At 29.4% G+C, this 16959-nt stretch carries 18 protein-coding genes and 1 riboswitch; of the genes, 9 read left to right on the top strand and 9 right to left on the bottom strand.

The window, feature by feature from the left end; all coding sequences use genetic code 11:
- Positions 1 to 183 precede the first annotated feature (183 nt).
- From KDK92_RS02250 to KDK92_RS02240, 3 genes are all read right to left on the bottom strand, one after another.
- A complete protein-coding gene (locus KDK92_RS02250) occupies positions 184 to 636 on the bottom strand; it encodes a DUF1499 domain-containing protein (protein WP_250857411.1) in 453 nt (150 codons plus the stop codon).
- Positions 637 to 891: 255 nt separating this feature from the next.
- A complete protein-coding gene (locus KDK92_RS02245; RefSeq protein WP_250857410.1) occupies positions 892 to 1227 on the bottom strand; it encodes an EamA family transporter in 336 nt (111 codons plus the stop codon).
- Positions 1209 to 1553 (bottom strand): EamA family transporter, encoded by a 345-nt coding sequence (locus KDK92_RS02240; protein WP_250857409.1) that lies wholly within the window; start codon positions 1551 to 1553, stop codon positions 1209 to 1211. Before KDK92_RS02240 ends, KDK92_RS02245 begins: the two co-directional genes overlap by 19 nt.
- 378 nt (positions 1554 to 1931) lie before the next feature.
- Here KDK92_RS02240 and KDK92_RS02235 point away from each other — a divergent pair, with 378 nt between their 5' ends.
- Positions 1932 to 2630, top strand: coding sequence for a hypothetical protein (locus KDK92_RS02235; protein WP_250857408.1), 699 nt, complete (start codon positions 1932 to 1934; stop codon positions 2628 to 2630).
- A gap of 118 nt (positions 2631 to 2748) precedes the next feature.
- Entirely contained in the window at positions 2749 to 3834 is a 1086-nt protein-coding gene (locus tag KDK92_RS02230; protein ID WP_250857407.1) for a MupG family TIM beta-alpha barrel fold protein, read from the top strand.
- Positions 3835 to 3964: 130 nt separating this feature from the next.
- Here KDK92_RS02230 and KDK92_RS02225 read toward each other — a convergent pair whose 3' ends face one another.
- Complete coding sequence (locus tag KDK92_RS02225; protein WP_250857406.1) at positions 3965 to 4918, bottom strand: hypothetical protein; 954 nt, start codon at positions 4916 to 4918, stop codon at positions 3965 to 3967.
- Positions 4919 to 5053: 135 nt separating this feature from the next.
- On the opposite strand from KDK92_RS02225, the gene rbsK reads away from it, so the two are divergent.
- Both rbsK and KDK92_RS02215 read left to right on the top strand, forming a co-directional pair.
- Complete coding sequence (gene rbsK, locus KDK92_RS02220) at positions 5054 to 5941, top strand: ribokinase (protein WP_250857405.1); 888 nt, start codon at positions 5054 to 5056, stop codon at positions 5939 to 5941.
- Between the two features lie 47 nt (positions 5942 to 5988).
- Complete coding sequence (locus KDK92_RS02215) at positions 5989 to 6666, top strand: MgtC/SapB family protein (RefSeq protein WP_250857404.1); 678 nt, start codon at positions 5989 to 5991, stop codon at positions 6664 to 6666.
- Between the two features lie 32 nt (positions 6667 to 6698).
- On the opposite strand, the gene thiT is transcribed toward KDK92_RS02215, so the two are convergent.
- Positions 6699 to 7358 carry an energy-coupled thiamine transporter ThiT gene (thiT, locus tag KDK92_RS02210; RefSeq protein WP_250857403.1) on the bottom strand — a complete coding sequence of 220 codons (660 nt, stop codon included), beginning with the start codon at positions 7356 to 7358 and terminating at the stop codon, positions 6699 to 6701.
- A gap of 74 nt (positions 7359 to 7432) precedes the next feature.
- Positions 7433 to 7535: riboswitch (TPP riboswitch) on the bottom strand.
- A gap of 115 nt (positions 7536 to 7650) precedes the next feature.
- Between thiT and KDK92_RS02205 the strand changes: the two genes are divergently transcribed.
- The 5 genes from KDK92_RS02205 (at position 7651) to KDK92_RS02185 (ending at position 12357) form a co-directional block, all read left to right on the top strand.
- Positions 7651 to 10446 carry an ATP-dependent DNA helicase gene (locus tag KDK92_RS02205; protein ID WP_250857402.1) on the top strand — a complete coding sequence of 932 codons (2796 nt, stop codon included), beginning with the start codon at positions 7651 to 7653 and terminating at the stop codon, positions 10444 to 10446.
- Between the two features lie 4 nt (positions 10447 to 10450).
- The gene (locus KDK92_RS02200) at positions 10451 to 10777 is read left to right on the top strand and encodes a hypothetical protein (protein ID WP_250857401.1); all 327 of its coding nucleotides are present in this window, start codon (positions 10451 to 10453) and stop codon (positions 10775 to 10777) included.
- Positions 10778 to 10791: 14 nt separating this feature from the next.
- The gene (locus KDK92_RS02195; protein ID WP_250857400.1) at positions 10792 to 11115 is read left to right on the top strand and encodes a hypothetical protein; all 324 of its coding nucleotides are present in this window, start codon (positions 10792 to 10794) and stop codon (positions 11113 to 11115) included.
- 47 nt (positions 11116 to 11162) lie between these two features.
- The gene (locus KDK92_RS02190; RefSeq protein ID WP_250857399.1) at positions 11163 to 11618 is read left to right on the top strand and encodes a hypothetical protein; all 456 of its coding nucleotides are present in this window, start codon (positions 11163 to 11165) and stop codon (positions 11616 to 11618) included.
- A 187-nt stretch (positions 11619 to 11805) separates the two neighbouring features.
- Positions 11806 to 12357: a DUF3867 family protein gene (locus KDK92_RS02185; protein WP_250857398.1), complete on the top strand. Its 552-nt coding sequence runs from the start codon at positions 11806 to 11808 to the stop codon at positions 12355 to 12357.
- A gap of 381 nt (positions 12358 to 12738) precedes the next feature.
- Here the strand turns inward: KDK92_RS02185 and KDK92_RS02180 are convergent, their stop codons facing one another.
- The 4 genes from KDK92_RS02180 to KDK92_RS02165 all read right to left on the bottom strand — a co-directional run bounded on the left by KDK92_RS02180 (position 12739) and on the right by KDK92_RS02165 (position 16951).
- Complete coding sequence (locus KDK92_RS02180; protein ID WP_250857397.1) at positions 12739 to 13605, bottom strand: cation diffusion facilitator family transporter; 867 nt, start codon at positions 13603 to 13605, stop codon at positions 12739 to 12741.
- Positions 13606 to 13810: 205 nt separating this feature from the next.
- Positions 13811 to 14371: a hypothetical protein gene (locus KDK92_RS02175; RefSeq protein WP_250857396.1), complete on the bottom strand. Its 561-nt coding sequence runs from the start codon at positions 14369 to 14371 to the stop codon at positions 13811 to 13813.
- Complete coding sequence (locus KDK92_RS02170; protein WP_250857395.1) at positions 14371 to 14898, bottom strand: hypothetical protein; 528 nt, start codon at positions 14896 to 14898, stop codon at positions 14371 to 14373. Before KDK92_RS02170 ends, KDK92_RS02175 begins: the two co-directional genes overlap by 1 nt.
- A 331-nt stretch (positions 14899 to 15229) precedes the next feature.
- Positions 15230 to 16951, bottom strand: coding sequence for an NADH-dependent [FeFe] hydrogenase, group A6 (locus tag KDK92_RS02165; protein ID WP_250857394.1), 1722 nt, complete (start codon positions 16949 to 16951; stop codon positions 15230 to 15232).
- Positions 16952 to 16959: the final 8 nt, after the last annotated feature.

The raw sequence follows: 16959 nt of genomic DNA, 5'->3' as shown, positions 1-16959 counted from the left end.
ATTGTTCAAGAAACAATAGGGTTTTACTCGTTTCATTGTAAATGAAACATTGTATGATAAATACAATGTTTTATTCAAGAAAAAATGAGTAACAACCTATTGTCCTAAAGAACAATAAGATATAGCTTTTGCTCATAAAGCAAAAGCATCCATCATTCTCCATTTTCAATTATCCATTATTTTTCACAGGTTTTTAAAGTACATATTTTTTATTATATTATATCTTTTACGATTAGATCCCATAGCTGAGTAACCAACTCTTGAAGCGGATCTAAAGTGTATAACTTTATCATTTATATCAAAATAGAATTCAACATCGTCATTATATTTCATTCTTGAGGATGTGAAAACTACGTAGATGTAATCATCTTTCATTTCTATTATGTTTGTATTAGGAAAGGATTTAATAATATTTAAAATTTCTTCTCTACTCTTAATAAGATTTTCTTTAAATGGAAGTGGCACAATTTTTTTATCACCCATAGTTGTTTGGGTTGATACACAGTTTGGTTTATTTGAAAGAGGGGCTAATTTTCCATCTTTAACACCAAGATTATTAGGAGTTTGTGTGTTTTTTGAATACATTAGCAAAAATAACACTATAAGCACACCTATAATTATAAATAAAAAAGTCATATAAAGATCTCCTTTTTTCATATGTTTTATTTTCATTTAGTTCTTTCTTACTAATTTATCCTAAGCTATATTTTATTGTTTCTCAGTAAGCATTAGTTATTCATTATAAAAACAAAGTTAAGTTTATTTATGTTATGTAATAATATAATCAGATCATGAATTTTTATAAAAGGTGTTGATTGAACTAATTAAGGGAACCTATTTTTTAGGTTCCCTCTAAATATCATATCAATAATACAATTTTTAGATTATGTCTTAAATCGATACTACTATTGTTCCAAGAATAATCAATGATATGGCAAGGAGTTTTTTTTGAGTAATTCGTTCTTTTAAGAATATATTTGATAAAAACAATGTCCAAACATAAGTTAAAGATAAACATGCGATGAAAACTATGTATTGAATATATTTAAGAAGAATAATATTCATAATTATGGCTAGCACATAAAATAATGTGCCTACAATGAATTCCTTTGAAAATATCCACTTTATAAAAGAATTGCGAGAACTTTCTTTGCTTGAAGAAATTTTAATGAGGAGACCACCAATTGCCCCTAATAATGTGTTTATAATTATAAGCATGTAGAACATGGTTTATCACTCCCTAATAGTATGACTCCAGAGACAATTAAAATAATACCAATTATATTAGATATAGATAAAGGCTCTCTTAATATTAATACGGAATAAATTGTGGCAAATGCATAACTTAAGCTCATAAAAGGGTATAATTTTGAAAGTTCATCGCTTTTGAAAGCAATGGTCATACTTATGAATCCTATACCATATAAAAATAGACCAATTATGAGAAGTATATTTAGTTCACTTCCACTAAGCTTCCACATTAATTGTCCTAAAGAAGCTACAAATGCTGAAAAAATCATCAGAAGTTTTCCTTGAGATTTAGTAATAATCATAATCATCCCTCCACTTATTATATTTTAAATGATTACACGGATATTATCTATAAAAAAATTACTTTCCTTGCTAGATGTAAACAATTTTTTAGATAATTTTAAAATAAATTTAAGATGTATTGGAAGATTGCATAATAATAAAAATATCTATAAAATATCAATACAAAAAGGAGCGGATGTAATAAGTATTAATGGGGGAAAAGGTTATCACAAGAGAATATTTAAATTCAATGGAATTTTAAAAAGTAAATTAAGTAACACCTGAAGGTTGTTGAAAAAATGAACCTTTCAGGTGTTTTTTCATATTATAGTATTGAGTAACTGAAGACATAACAATAAATAACAAATATATACAAGGAATAACTTAGGAGGGAGAAAATGAGTAATACATGGAATGATTATTCCAATTGTAAGGACAAAGAATATTATTACGATATGGAATGTTGCAAGAAACAAGATAAATGTTGGGATGACAAATGTTGTAAAAAACACGATGAGTGTTGGGGTGACAAATGTTGCAAGAAACATGACAAATGTAAGGATGACAAATGTTGTAAGAAACACGATACATGTTGGGATGACAAATGTTGTAAGAAACACGAGAAATGTAAGGATGATAAATGTTGTAAGAAGTGCGATTGTTGTCATGAGATTAAATGCCTTTTAAAAGAAGCTTATAAATATGCATTTAGTGCTAGAGTAGCAATATTAGCTATTTTTGAGTTTAAGAATCCATGTAAACACAGGGATATTATAAAATATTTCTTCTGTAAAGCAAAAGAGTCTGTAAAATGTTTATTAAAGATTCTTGAGAAGTTATGGTGGTGTTTTGATAAAAAGTGCTTCAATTGCGAATATGAAGCTGCGTATATAATTCAAAAAGCTATCAGAAATACAGAAGCTGTAGCATATGCTTTATGTGAATTAGAAGAACTTTGTGACCCTTGTTGTAACGAATGTGAATACTGTGAAGCGGTAAATTTAATTAGGGTTGCATTAGAGAAAATTGAAGACGTTGTAAGAGAAATTGAGACTTTATTCAAATTATTTAAAAAGTGTGAATGTAAAAAATGCTAAAATGCTAATTGTCTAAGCACCTTAGGGTGCTTTTTCTAATTCGTAAGAATATAAAGACGAAAGGTTATATCTCTAGTGGAGTTTTAATAAAGTAATAATATAGAAATTTGTAAGGGGGATGTATTTTATTAAAGGACTATTTTTTATTCTTTATGATAGTGAATCTTTTGAGAGGATTTTAACTCAAATAGAAATAGTATGTAAGTTAAACTATAATAGAATTTTTTTAAGAGTAATAGCTGGTAGAGAAAGGAAAGAATATCTTAAAGAATATATTTATAGAATTATGAAAAAATCTAAAGAAAAGAGATTAAATATGATACTGCAAGTGGATGAGGACTGTATAAATATTATGGAAGAAAATGTATACAATCTTAAAGAATTATATTTAGCTGGGGTAAATGGGATATTTTATAAAGAACTTAGAAACATAGAACAAATTTGTGAAATTAGTTATAACGAATATATACATATATATGTAGGGTGGGAGATTATTAATGAAGGTGCATTGAAATATATGGGGGAGAAGGGGACTAATTTTAAAAATTTATCATTTGTTTTTCCACAAGGCGTAAGAGTGTTTTCGGGAATATCAGTTGAAGATATGTTATGCACAATAGATATTATTAAAAATTATTCAAGTAATTTATGCGCTTTTTTAGGGGATGAGATGGGAACTCATAGTTTAATTCAGGATGGAATTTCAACAATAGAAGGGTTGCGAGACAAGAATAGTTTAATAAGTTACAAGATATTGAATTTAATGGGGATAAAGAAATTATTCATTGATGGAACATTGGGATTTGAGCAGCTGGAAATGATAAATAATTCAAGTGAATCCTGTTGTGAAATAAGAATTAAGTTAGTTGATAATAGTGATGAATTAGCTAAAAGAATATTATTTTCAAAAATCCATAGAATTGCAAGCATTAATAAAAATGGAGTTATGAATTTAGGAAACGTGAAAAGAAAGATGGGGTTATCTAGAATTGAGAATTCATTTAAGGAAAATAGGATAAACGAAGGAGATATAACTATAGATAATTATCTATATGGAATAAATGAAGGGGAGCTAAATATTTACACAACAAATTCTTGTGGAGATCAACGTATAAACAAAATTGGAGCCATAGTAGAATCAGAATTATGTCTCTTAAGGTATATTACTCAAGAAACATTGATAAAGTTTGTTCTGATAAAATAATCAGACTGTTTAAAACACCCAATTTCGAAGCGGCTAAGGCTCTCAGCGCTGCTGGTTCGCCTTGATTTTGATTATGAACGTTTTAAACAGTCTGAAATTCTAAAGGCAGTAAAAAGGTTGAAATCTTTTTTTAATTATCAGGTGAATAGTCATCTGTTGATATAGATGGTATTACTAAATCATCTGTTGATATTTGTAAATCATCCGTTGAAATGGTTAAATTATCCATATTTAAAGAATCTAAGGAAGTATCTAATTTGATTTCATCAGAATCGGTATTAGCCATAGAATTTATTTGGATTATATCAGATGATTCTTTGTCAGTTGTAGGATTAATAATATCTTCATGGGTATTTGCTTTATTTAGAGGAATACTTTCTACGGTAGTTATATTAGCACTATCAGGAACATCACCTTTGTTTTTATGGATGAATTTATTTGCCAATGAGTTGATTTTATCTGAATTTTCATATAGATTCGTAGCGGAAGATTTTATTACCTCTAGTATATTAGGATCTTTTACTACTAGGGGATTTTCGACAGAAGAATTTACTAAATCAATAATTGTTATAATATTAGCAGATAGTTCAAATAAATCTTTTAAAAGAGAATTATCCATTACAGTACCAAGTATTGATAATTTAAGGATACTATTTTCACTGGGATTATCTGATTCCATCATATTAGTAGTTCTATATTCTATAAATATATCTCGATTATCTACTAAATACTTAACTATATCAGGTTCATCTAATAATTGATCAATTATGAATCTACTATTACTTCTGATTATATATTTGGATTTCAACTCATCGTTTTCAATAATATAATCCATTAGTTTGGTATAGTTAATGATATAGCGTTCTGAGTAATCTCCAATGATTTTGAACTTAAGATTATGTTTATTTGGCATGGTACATGAAATTGTAGTATAAACTGGTGAATTCCTTCCGTTTATTGTTGTAAGTTCTATTGTATATGATTTAAATTTTTTAGTTATTATCATTGAAGGGTTGAATTCTGCGTTTATTTCTTCTGCAAACTTTCTCCATATATCACTTTTATTTGGTCCAAAGAACTTCATTAATTATCACCTCATAGCTTATATTAACATATATTTGAATAAAAGGTAAAGAGCGCTGATTTGACTAAAGGCGAAAATAGAAATATAATTTTCATAAGAATTGTTTTCAGGAAAATTTAAGAGGTGTTATGGAATATGAAAATTTTAGTAGTAGGAAGCCTTAATTTTGATTACACTTTTATGGTAGAAAGGTTACCAGAAGAAGGTGAAACTATATTAGCACAAGATTTTATAACTGCTTTTGGAGGGAAAGGCGCTAATCAAGCTGTTGCTTGCAGTAGATTAGGGGGAGCGGTTTGCATGATTGGGGCAATAGGTAATGACTCAATCGGAAAAGATATGCTTGTGAACTTAAAGAACAATGGAGTAGATATAAGAGGCATAAGAAAGTTGGAAGGCCCATCAGGTATGGCGGTTATTTCAGTAGATAAGAATAGTGAAAATACAATAGTGGTAAATCCAGGAGTTAATGGTGAGCTAACAGATAAACATATAGATCAATCTGAAGAGCTGATTAAAGAATGCGATATTATATTAACTCAATTAGAGATTCCAATGAATGCTGTTGAGAGAGTTATTGAATTAGGTCATAAGTGGGGGAAAAAAGTTATACTTAATCCTGCTCCTGCTGCGAAAATTAAAGAAGATATCTTGGAGAAGGTGTTTCTTATCACTCCTAATGAAAGTGAATTATTTCAATTAACAGGAGAAAGAAATATAAATGAAGGGGTAAAAAAGCTTCTAGAATCAGGAGTGGAGAAGGTTATCGTAACACTAGGATCAAAGGGATGTATATATATGGATAAGACAATATCTAAAAAATATAGTTCTTTGAAAGTAAAGTCTATTGATCCTACATCTGCAGGAGATACATTCAATGCTGCCATGGCAGTTAGTATAAATAAATCTATGGATGAAGCGGTAGAATTTGCTTCAAAATGTGCAGCTATTGCTACAACTAAAATAGGAGCGCAAACATCGATTCCATTTCTAAGAGATGTGGAAAATTTAAATGATAAATAATATGTCTGAAGGGGGAGAAGAGTATTTTTTCAATTGAAATAGGTGGATTGGCACTTGGTGAGATGATTTTAAGATTATCTTTGGCAGTGGTGCTTGGAGGGGCTATTGGATTTGAACGAGAAGTTAGAAATAGGCCAGCAGGACTTAGAACACATGTATTGGTGACTTTAGGCGCTACCCTTATAATGTTAATATCCATGTATGGATTTAATGGCGGAGACCCTGCAAGGTTAGCTGCACAAGTAGTAAGTGGAATAGGTTTTCTAGGAGCTGGGACTATCCTAAGGGATGACAGTGGAGTAAGAGGATTGACTACAGCGGCAAGTATATGGGTGTGTGGAGGCATAGGGTTAGCACTTGGAAATGGATATTATGGTGGGGCTTTATTAACCACGTTTTTTGTTTTAATTTCATTGATATTACTAGGGCTATTTGAAAAAAGAATTTTAGTTTCCAAGTATCATAAATTTGAATTTGAGTGTATAGAAAAGGTTGGATTAATTGGTGATATTGGTGGTATATTTGCCAAATATAAAATGAGTATAACTGATATTAAAATAGAGAATATAGAGGAAGAAGGAACGAGAAAATTAAATATTGTTATGAAGATTAAGATGTCAGATAAAGCACGTATAGAGGTGCTTATTGAAAATCTTCTTCATATTGACGGAGTTATAGGAGTAATATATAATAAAAAAAGATTTAATAATAAACCAAAAGCATAGAGCTTTAATATTTGGCTCTATGCTTTTTATATCTATATATCTATACGGTTTGAAGTTCTAACAAGTTGCCTAAATGGTATAAAAATAATTAGAGCAAGACATATTAAGTATTCTGGAAGCAGGTATGAGCCATTGTATATGAATGAATATAAATAAGGGGATGTTCCTTCAGGAGCATATTGTCCAAAGAATATCACGCCAGAAAGCCAATGGAATACAAATCTTCCAAGTACAGCAACTGTAACACCTAATAATCTGTACATAACACCAATATAATAGTTAGAACTTTTAATTCTAAAGAATCCAGCTAAACCTAACATCATAAATGGTAGAGGATAATCAAAGAGAACTTGTATAGGGTGAATGATGTATGGACTTACAAGAAGATTTATTAATCCAAAGATAAATCCAGCAAGGAATCCTACTTCAGGACCATAAATTAAAGCAAGAATTAAAATTGGAACCATACTGCCTAATGTTACGCTTCCTCCTTGGGGCATCTTAAATAAAACTACCAAATTTAAGACAAAGGTTAAAGCAACAACAACTCCTATTATTGAAATTAAAGCTGGTGTGAGTTTAACTCTTTTAAAAACAACAAAAGCTATAGTAATAATAAATAGAATTGCTAATGCTAATAAAACATAAGGTGATTGAAGCAATAATTTAATACTTTCAACAAAATTATTCATAAAAAAACCTCCTTTGCAATTGTGCGCTGGAGGGTTGTCTTAATAGAACGTCTAAATTACAGTTGAATTTAGAACCTTCGATATAAAAGCTTCCCTACGCTGGTATTAACCAGATCAGGTTTGAGGGTAATGGAAAAAAATCCATTTCTCAGCCAAATGACACCCCTAGCACGGTTTATTCTTTTTCAAAATCATTATACCGTATATAGGAAATAAATACAATAAATTTAAAATTGAATTTAAAATTAAATAATCTTAGAGTGAAAATAACTATTTGAAAGTGGTGATAAAATTGTTCAAAAAAGATACTGAGAAAAAAGGTACAAGAGAGATTATTGAAAAGGTTATTACAAATGAAGTATATGAGTTTTTTGTGGATTTTTTACCTAAGCTTGGATTTGAAGAGCGAGAAGGTCAACAGGACATGTCTTTAGATATCTGCGAAGCCATGAGAGATAATCAGCACATAATGGTAGAAGCTGGAGTTGGAATAGGTAAATCCTACGCATATTTATTACCATTGATGATATATAATAGAGAATTTAAAGAACCGGTTGTGGTGTCCACATCAACAATATCTTTACAAGAACAGCTAATGGACGATATCAGAGCGGTATCAAAGAAACTTGGGTTTTCTCCAGAAGTTATTTTAGCAAAAGGAATGAGTCACTTTGGATGTAGGTTAAGAGTGGAGGAGTACGGAAGTAAAGTATTACTTGAAGAGGATTTCAAAAAAATAAAGATCTACAATTATCTCAAAAGTTGGGTGAAAGATATTGGGGATAGGGCCAAGTTGACTCAAGAAATAAGTGAAGATATATGGGATAGTGTTAATGTTAAAAATTGCTTATTTAACAAATGTAAATTTTATAATGAGTGTGTGTTTATTGATAAACGAAATAAGATGGGAAACACAGATGGAATTATATTATGTAATCATGATTTGCTAATTGTTGATACACATAAGAAATTGAGGAAAGAGAGAGATTTGCTTAGCAATAGAATACGATACATAACTATAGATGAGGCTCATAATCTTGAGGGAAAGGTTAGGGGAGTGCTTCAAGAGGAACTTACACATAATAAGTGTTTTTTAATATTTAATGATACAAAATTCTTTTTGAAAAGAACAGGTAACAGTAAAGAAATTGAAAACATAAATCTGTTAATTAAAGACATAGAGAAGTATTTTAACATACTAGCTAATGATATTAATGAACAGATGAATGTAGGCGAATTTAAAGGCTCTGAACAGAGTAGATTTAATATAAATAGAAACAAAGTTTTGAATATATCAAGAAAGCTTATTGAGACATTAGATAATGTTATTAAAAATGTTGGGTTAGTGGACATAGTTAATATATCGGAGTTTGAATATTTCAACAATCTTCAAGACGAAATTCTTGAAGATCTTAAAAGGATAAAAGAAGATATTTATAATGTGGTGTATGATAATTTTGATACTCTCGCATGGGGGGAGTTTAGTGGGAAAAAGGCAGAAATATCAAATACTAGGTTGATGATTGCACCTAAATTTATAAATAAAGTTATAAGAAAATTGTTTTTTAGAGATAAAGAAAATGAATTTGAGATGGTAAATCTTCCTAAGATGATTCTTACTTCAGCAACTTTGACTAATAAGTTCCAAGGAGATATGAAAGAGCGTTATTCTTATATTATAAAAAATATTGGATTTCCAGAAGAGGAAAGTAAGGGGATATTATCTGAACCAAAAGAGTCACCTTTTGATTATGATAATAATACTATAGTATATTATAAGAATAAAATGCCTCACCCTATGAAATTAAGAGAGGATTTCTTAAAGGAATCAATTAAAGAAATTATTAAGCTGGTAGAAATGACAAAAGGAAAAACCTTAATACTTTTTGCATCAAAAGAAGATATGAATTTGGTATATAAAGAGTTAATAAAGAGGGAGTTACCTTATAAGATATTAAAACAAAATCCATATTCATCTCAGGAAAATATAGTGACAACATTTAAAGAAGATGAAAATTCTATATTGTTGGGGACTGGTATTTTTTGGGAAGGAATAAATATTCCTGGTAAAACTCTTTCGCAAGTAATTGTAACAAGATTGCCTTTTCCTGTACCTGATCCTATTATTGAATTTAAAAGAAGTATAAGTAAAAGTCCCTTAATGGAAGTCAATGTTCCTGAAATGATTTTAAAATTAAGACAGGGTGTAGGGAGATTGGTAAGAAATGTAAAAGACTCAGGAGTTGTTGCAATATTAGACCCTAGAGTTGGAGATGATTTGAATCTGGAGTACAAAGAAATGATATGGAATGCAATTCCCATGAAAAATAGAACTTCTGATATTAAAGTGGTTAAGAAATTTATAGATGAGAAAGTTATAAAAAGACAAGATATTATTGAAATTAAGAGTATTAATGACGTAAGTTTTAATGAGTTTTCCACAAAAAGATTTTTTGGAGAGGATAATCTATTTAATCTTAAAACTATAAAATGTAGCAAAAAGTTTGAAGAGGGAGTATTGGAAATAATAAAATGGATTAGTAATAATCAAAATAATACAAATTCTAAAACAAGAGAAATTGCGGAGAGAATGGATAAAATGCTTAAATGCATATTATGTGGCATTCCTTTAGAGAATCTTGAGATTGAGGGAAAACTCAAGAATATGGAATTGTTGAATATATCTAACGGAATTGAGCAAATAAAAAGAAAACTTCTTATATGGAAACGAAAAAGAATTAATATTCATGAGGAAGAAGATATTTTGAAATTACTTAGAATATTTAAGAATATAAGGTCAGAGAATTACTCTAATAATCTTAAATATCAGTATTACGTCAATAAAATTAAAAATAAAGATGAGAAACATATTATATTTCAGGACGAGATTTTAACAAACATAGGGGAGAGGGTTTTTGGGGACAAATGCCTCTATGAAAGTGAAGTTTTTAATAATCCAAAGGATTTAAAAGTAGTAACATTTAATTATAATGACAATATAATTAAATCTTTAGTTGAGACAGGAATATCTTGTGAGGTAATTTTGTATGAGTTTGAAAGAGATATAATTATTAAAAAAAATAGGTGATTTTGTGAATGTTGATGTTAATGAGTATAATCTAAACAAAGTTATGATTCAAAGCAAAACATGTGATATAAGTATTTTTATTGATGGAAAGGTTACAAGAAATCTTTTATTTAGCAGAATTACAAAACCTGGTATAGATGCCTTTTGGAGTCCAGGGGTAGATCCGTTTAAGAGCGTATTTAAGTTTGAGCCAGTAAGACCGTTTAGTCCACCTGGATTAGATCCCCCTTTTATAAAGGAACCTTTTATTGTGACAGATGTTTTTGAAAATATAGAATTGGAAAGTGGGAAATTTAAGGAAGAAGATTTTGAATTTTTAAAGGTTATTTAAAGGATAGTGATTTTATGAATGTTGATTTATATGAATATAATACATGGAGACAAAAAAACAAAAAAGCAACATATGGAGAATCGGTATTTATTGATGATCAACTAATAAAAGAAATTTCAAATAGACCTGTACTTACTCCTGGGAAAGATGCTTATTGGAGTCCAGGGAGAGATCCATATTTAAGTGTATTTAAACTTAGTAAAACAACAAATTCATTTAAAGCTCCATCTTTAGAGGGTGATAGTACAATTAATGTTCAAATAGAACAGGAAGAATTTCTAGAAGAGGGTTATGTATATGATGAATTTAATGAGGTAGATACTGATAGTGATGTATAATAGACGGAATTTAACTGGATTTAATTATTTTAAGGAAAGGTGATTTTATGAAGTATGATTTACATGAATATAATACCTTTAGAGAAGTAACACAAAAAACAGAAAATGAAGAAGGAATATTTATTGATAATCAACGAATAAAAGAGATTTTAAATAGACCTGAAGGTTATGGAAAAGATGCTTACTGGAGTTTTCATAAGCTTGGCAAAAGTCCAAGTGCATTTAAATCACCTTTTTTACAAATCAAGAAACCAAATGAAAATAAATTTAATGAAGAAGCCTTTTGGGGAGAAGACTATACCTTTGAGGAATTAGGTGAGATTGATAATAAAAGTCTTGAGAGGCCAGTTGGAGATATATTCAAAGGTCCGTATTGGTCGCTTTTTAATATTGGAAAATCACCAGGAGTATTTAAAGATTCAAAATTAAAAGATGATGGAACTAAAATAAATAAGAATGATCAGTTAAAATTAGAAGAGTTTAAAACTGAAGAAGACATATGAAAATAGACTAGAATACAGAAAGAAATTTACCTTATGATTCTTGATATAGAAAATAGTGAAGGTTCAACACTTTTTCTATATCAAGATATAAATGATAATTTCTTTCTGTATAACTGACTAGTTATTTATTTGAATATGTCTATAGGGTATTTTTAATTACAAGCAAGTTTTTGTAAGGAGAAGTTTTATGAGTGATATTATTGATATTAATCAATTACGTAATAAGGTTTCAGAAAAAGATGTAAATGAGTTTAGAGAATTTATATTTGGACTTTATGATAAACTGGCAGAAGGAAAACTCTTTGTTGGAGATATTACAGAACAGATGGATAAATATGCCGATGAAAAAAGAATTGGTGAAGAAAAATTATGTAATTTGAGACAAGAATTGATAAACGAACTAACGGAAGAAGTAGGGATTAATATTGATGAAATAGAAAAGCAAATAGATGGAGATAATATTAATTTAGATTTAGGGGAGTGTAGTAAACAATTAAATTTATCTGATAAAAATATTAATAATATAAGCATTAGAGGGGTTTTAAAACATAGAATAAACAATCAGGTAAATGATTTGATAGTGATCCTGGAGGAAAATAAAGGATATATTCTTACTGAGGGGAAACTAGATTATGATGACAAGGAACTAAAAAACATTATAGAAAATTATAAAAAGAACCATAATAAGAGGGAGATAGAAGTGATAGTTCTGAAAGAAATTGATAGATTTACCTATTAATAAAAACCACCAAATTTGGTGGTGAGTTTGTTGACAAAGTTACAATATATTGTTTTCACTCTGTTTTCTGTCTTCGGCACATTCAAAAAATAAACCAGTCATCTTACTCGTCCTTTTGGTTCTTTTCGTCGTTACTCAATCACTTACATACAGTGAGTATGTAAGTGATTGAGTGCCTAGAAAATAATCAAAATCACTTCGCAATCTGACTTGTTTATTTTTTTCATGTACCTTAAGAATTTCAGGCGTTGAAAAAGCCCAAGGTCAAGGAACAAGATGAGCGAGCAGCGCAGTGTACAAATAGTACTCGAGCAGCACAGCGAGTCTTAGCGACGATGAGATTGGGCTTTTTCAACGGCCTGACCACCAAATTTGGTGGTTTTATTTTGGATTTATGTGAACAGTGCAATGTTTAACTATTTCTATCTGTTCTTCTATAGTATTATGAACAGTTTCTGCAATGTTATGAGCTCCCACGAAGGATATATCCTTATCAGCGCTTATTTCTAGATCGATATAAAGCCTATTAGAATGAATTCGTGTTTTTAAGCTATCAATTGAAATTACTCCTTCTACAGAGTTGATAATATTTTTAATATTATTTATTGTGTTTTCATCAGCTGCTTTATCTACTAGTTGATTAGTTGCTTGAAGAAAAATATCAATTGAAGCTTTAAGTATAATTAAACAAATAATAATTGATGCTAATGCATCGCATATTGGATAACCAATAAGAGCACCAATGATACCTATAAGTGAACCAATTGAAGATAATGCATCAGTTCTGTGGTGCCAGGCATCAGCTTTCAAAGCTGAACTGTTAATTTTTATTGCCCCTTTAAGTGTATAATGATACATCCATTCCTTAATCCCAATGGAAAAAATTGCAGCTATTACAGTGATTGAACTTGGTGTGGTATAGTTTCCAGCAGTAATGTTCTTTATAGCAGTTAAGCCTATAGAAGCTGCTGTTAAAAAAAGAATGAATGCTAAAACTTTAGTTAAAATTGGTTCGAACTTTTCATGACCATAAGGGTGATCAATATCTTCGGGCTTTTGAGAAAGTTTCAAACCTACTATTACACAGAATGTACTTATTACATCAGAAAAAGAGTGGATTCCATCAGAAATTAATGCTGAACTTCTTCCCAAAAAACCTATTAATAATTTTATAACTGCTAAAATTATATTCCAAACAATAGTTACAGTTGTAATTCTATTTGCTATTTTAATTGTATTTTTCTGCATAAATACTCCTTTTTAAAATTAATCAATATTAATATGTATATGCAAATCTCATTCTCAATTGAGATGAAGTAAAAATGAATTATTGAGAATGTTAATTTGTCGCTCTTGCTTATATTTCTAATTATAAATGAATGATGGAGTTATTGCAACAGAAAAATCATAAGTAATTATTATCAAATGAGAATGAAATTGTATTCCATTAGCATTAAGCTAAGGAGGTTGGGAAGTCTAAAATTTTATTATAAAATTCGATTATTTCAGAATTATTTAAATATATTATTTTGAAATCTGAAGGAATTGTATTTAAAAAAGTTTTGCATTTTTCTGGAAATGTATCATTATAAATTAATATACCTACAGAACATTTTTTGCAAATCATTTCACCTAAAAATTCATGACAATTTTTTAAAGTAATATTAGAATTATCATGTAATCTTACAATCTTGATGAATATTGGTAAATTATTCTTAGTGGTAACAAGTGTATTTTTAATATTTTCTGTAACAATACTTGAAAAAAAAATATCTTTTGAATCAAAGTAATTGAATTCATTAAGAAAATTATATATCCAAAGATAATATTCTTTTTCTGTTAATGAGTTAAGATCTTCAGATGAAATGCTGTTATTTTTGTATAGATTCAATTTTTTATTAATATTTAGATACTTAGATATGCACTTAATCAAATTATAAGTTGTTCCTATGATACATAGGGTGAATACTAGTAAGGTTATATATTTTACTATTCTAAAAAAAAACAGTTCCATTATTCCATCTCCTTAAAGAAATTATTATTATGCCAAAAAAAATTGCATATGTTTAACGGATCATATAACTGAATATTATAGTTATCAATTAACTTGATTTTATTAATAATATCACTTGAATAATCACAAATTAAAACAGAATTATAGATTTTTCTATGAGATAATATTCCAATAACCTGATGAAGAGTATCCATACTTAAGGAACTTTCTTCTTCATTAAATGTAAAGCATATTATTATGAAAGGAATATCATCTTTAATAGTTATATACGAAGTAGCATTTTTAATACTTAGTTCTATATCTTGAATTTCTCTGAACCCTTTATCCATCAAAAAAAATTTACAAAAAGAGTCATAATAATTCTTACCAAGGTAAGTTAACATTTTCCGAGTTATAAAACCATAACTGAAAGATTCAGTATATAATAAATCTTCCGTCTGTAGATTAATCTTTGTGAGAAAGTAGCAAGAAAATTTATAAACAGAATAAGAAGCAATAATAATTGTAAATAAAAATAATATGTTCATAGCACACCTCCATTATAGGTTTTCATATGCTGTCTATTTTGATTATTAACAATATGGTGAAATATAAACATAAATATAAAGACATTAATAAAACCGAATGTATAATGGATAATGTAGAATGGATAATGATTGACATTTCACCCCGTGAAATTTTAACCCTATTGTTCGGAGAAGAGGGGGTTACTCGTTTTATTAAGAATAAAACTTTGTACTTGAATTACAATATTTTATCGCAGATAAAATGAGTAAAAACTCCTTGTTTAACCGAACAATAAGATGTAGTTTCTGCTAAGCAGAAACATCCATCATTATCCATTGTCCATTATTTTTCCTATTCCTTATTATGGGGATAATAAAATGTATGAAGTAATTCATGAGCCTTCTTACTATTTGGTTCAATTAAAAAATCTTCATAAAGCTGTTGTATTAATGGGTTTTTATGTGAACGACGAATTGTACTGTTTTTATCAATAGAGTATATACCATCAATTCGTTCTTTTCGAATATTCATAGTGGAACCGAATGGTTGTCCCCCGCCACCTATGCAACCACCTGGGCAACACATAACTTCAATAAAGGTATATGGACATTCGCCAGATTGTATTTGTTCTAAGATATATCTTGCATTCTTAAGTCCATTAACTACAGCACCTTTTAGTTCAATTGAACCAATCATTACTGTTACTTCTTTGATGCCATCTATTCCTCTTGCTGAAGTGAAGTCTAGATTATCTAGTTCTTTTGCAGTTAGAATTTCATAGACACTCCTGAGAGCGGCTTCCATTACACCACCACTAGCGCCAAAAATTGCACCAGCGCCTGAAGAAATTCCAAAAGGTGCATCAAAATTATCATCTGATAGGTTATTTAAACTAATGGAGATTGATTTGATTAATTTTGCAGTTTCTCTAGTTGTTAGAACTGCATCAACTTCCCTATATTGGTTATAGTGCATTTCTTCACGCTTTGCTTCATGTTTTTTTGCAGTGCAAGGCATTATTGAGACTGTGAATATCTTTTCAGGGGGTATGCCCATTTTTGATGAATAGTAGCTTTTAGACAATGCTCCAAACATCTGTTGAGGTGATTTACAAGAGGATAGATGAGGTAATAGATTGGGATAAAGGGCCTCTATAAAATTTATCCAACCTGGTGAACATGAAGTAAGCATAGGTAGAACACCATTGTTTTTTAATCTACTAATTAATTCATGACCTTCTTCTATTATGGTTAGATCTGCAGTGAAGTTAGTATCAAATATTTTATCAAAACCAACTTGTTTCAGAGCTGAAATTAGTTTGCCTTCCACGTTAATACCTGGATTATATCCGAATTCTTCTCCTATTGAAACCCGTACTGCAGGAGCAATCTGTGCAATTACATGAATGTTAGGATCATAAATTGCATCCATAACATTATCAATTTCCTCTCGTTCTCTAAGTGCTCCTACAGGACATACTGATATACATTGGCCGCAGAATACACAATTTGTATCTGCTAAACTCTTGTTATATGCTGGAGTAATTGAATAGTTTGTGGATCTATGGGCATGGCTTAATGCTGCTACTGTTTGAACTTCTTGACACATTTCAACGCACCTATTACATTTGATGCATTTGCTTTGATCTCTAATTATTGAATGGTTAGAAAGATCTTGAGTTGTACAGTCTACTGTTTCATGAAGGTTAGTTTTAGATATATTAAATATTTCGCAAAGTTTTTGAAGTTCGCATTTACCATTTCTACTGCATTTTAAACAGTTTTGATCATGATTCGCTAAAATTAATTGAAGTACTCCTTTTTGAGTTTCTCTTACAAGTTTTGAATGGGTTTTAATCTTCATACCATCAACAACTTGAGTTGAGCATGCGGTCATTAGTTTCCCCTGATGATTTTCTACAAGACATATTCTACAATTTGCCTTCACTTTTTGATCTGGATGGTAACATAATGTAGGAATAGTTATTCCGATTTGTTTAGCAGCTTGTAAAATAGTAAAATCATTAGGTACTGTAACTTCAAAATTATTGATTTCTAAAGTGCATGTATTCATAATATTCC

This window comes from Oceanirhabdus seepicola, from assembly GCF_023684385.1.
GTDB classification, from domain to species: Bacteria; Bacillota; Clostridia; order Clostridiales; family Clostridiaceae; genus Oceanirhabdus; species Oceanirhabdus seepicola.
This window is presented reverse-complemented; position numbering and strand designations above follow the sequence as displayed.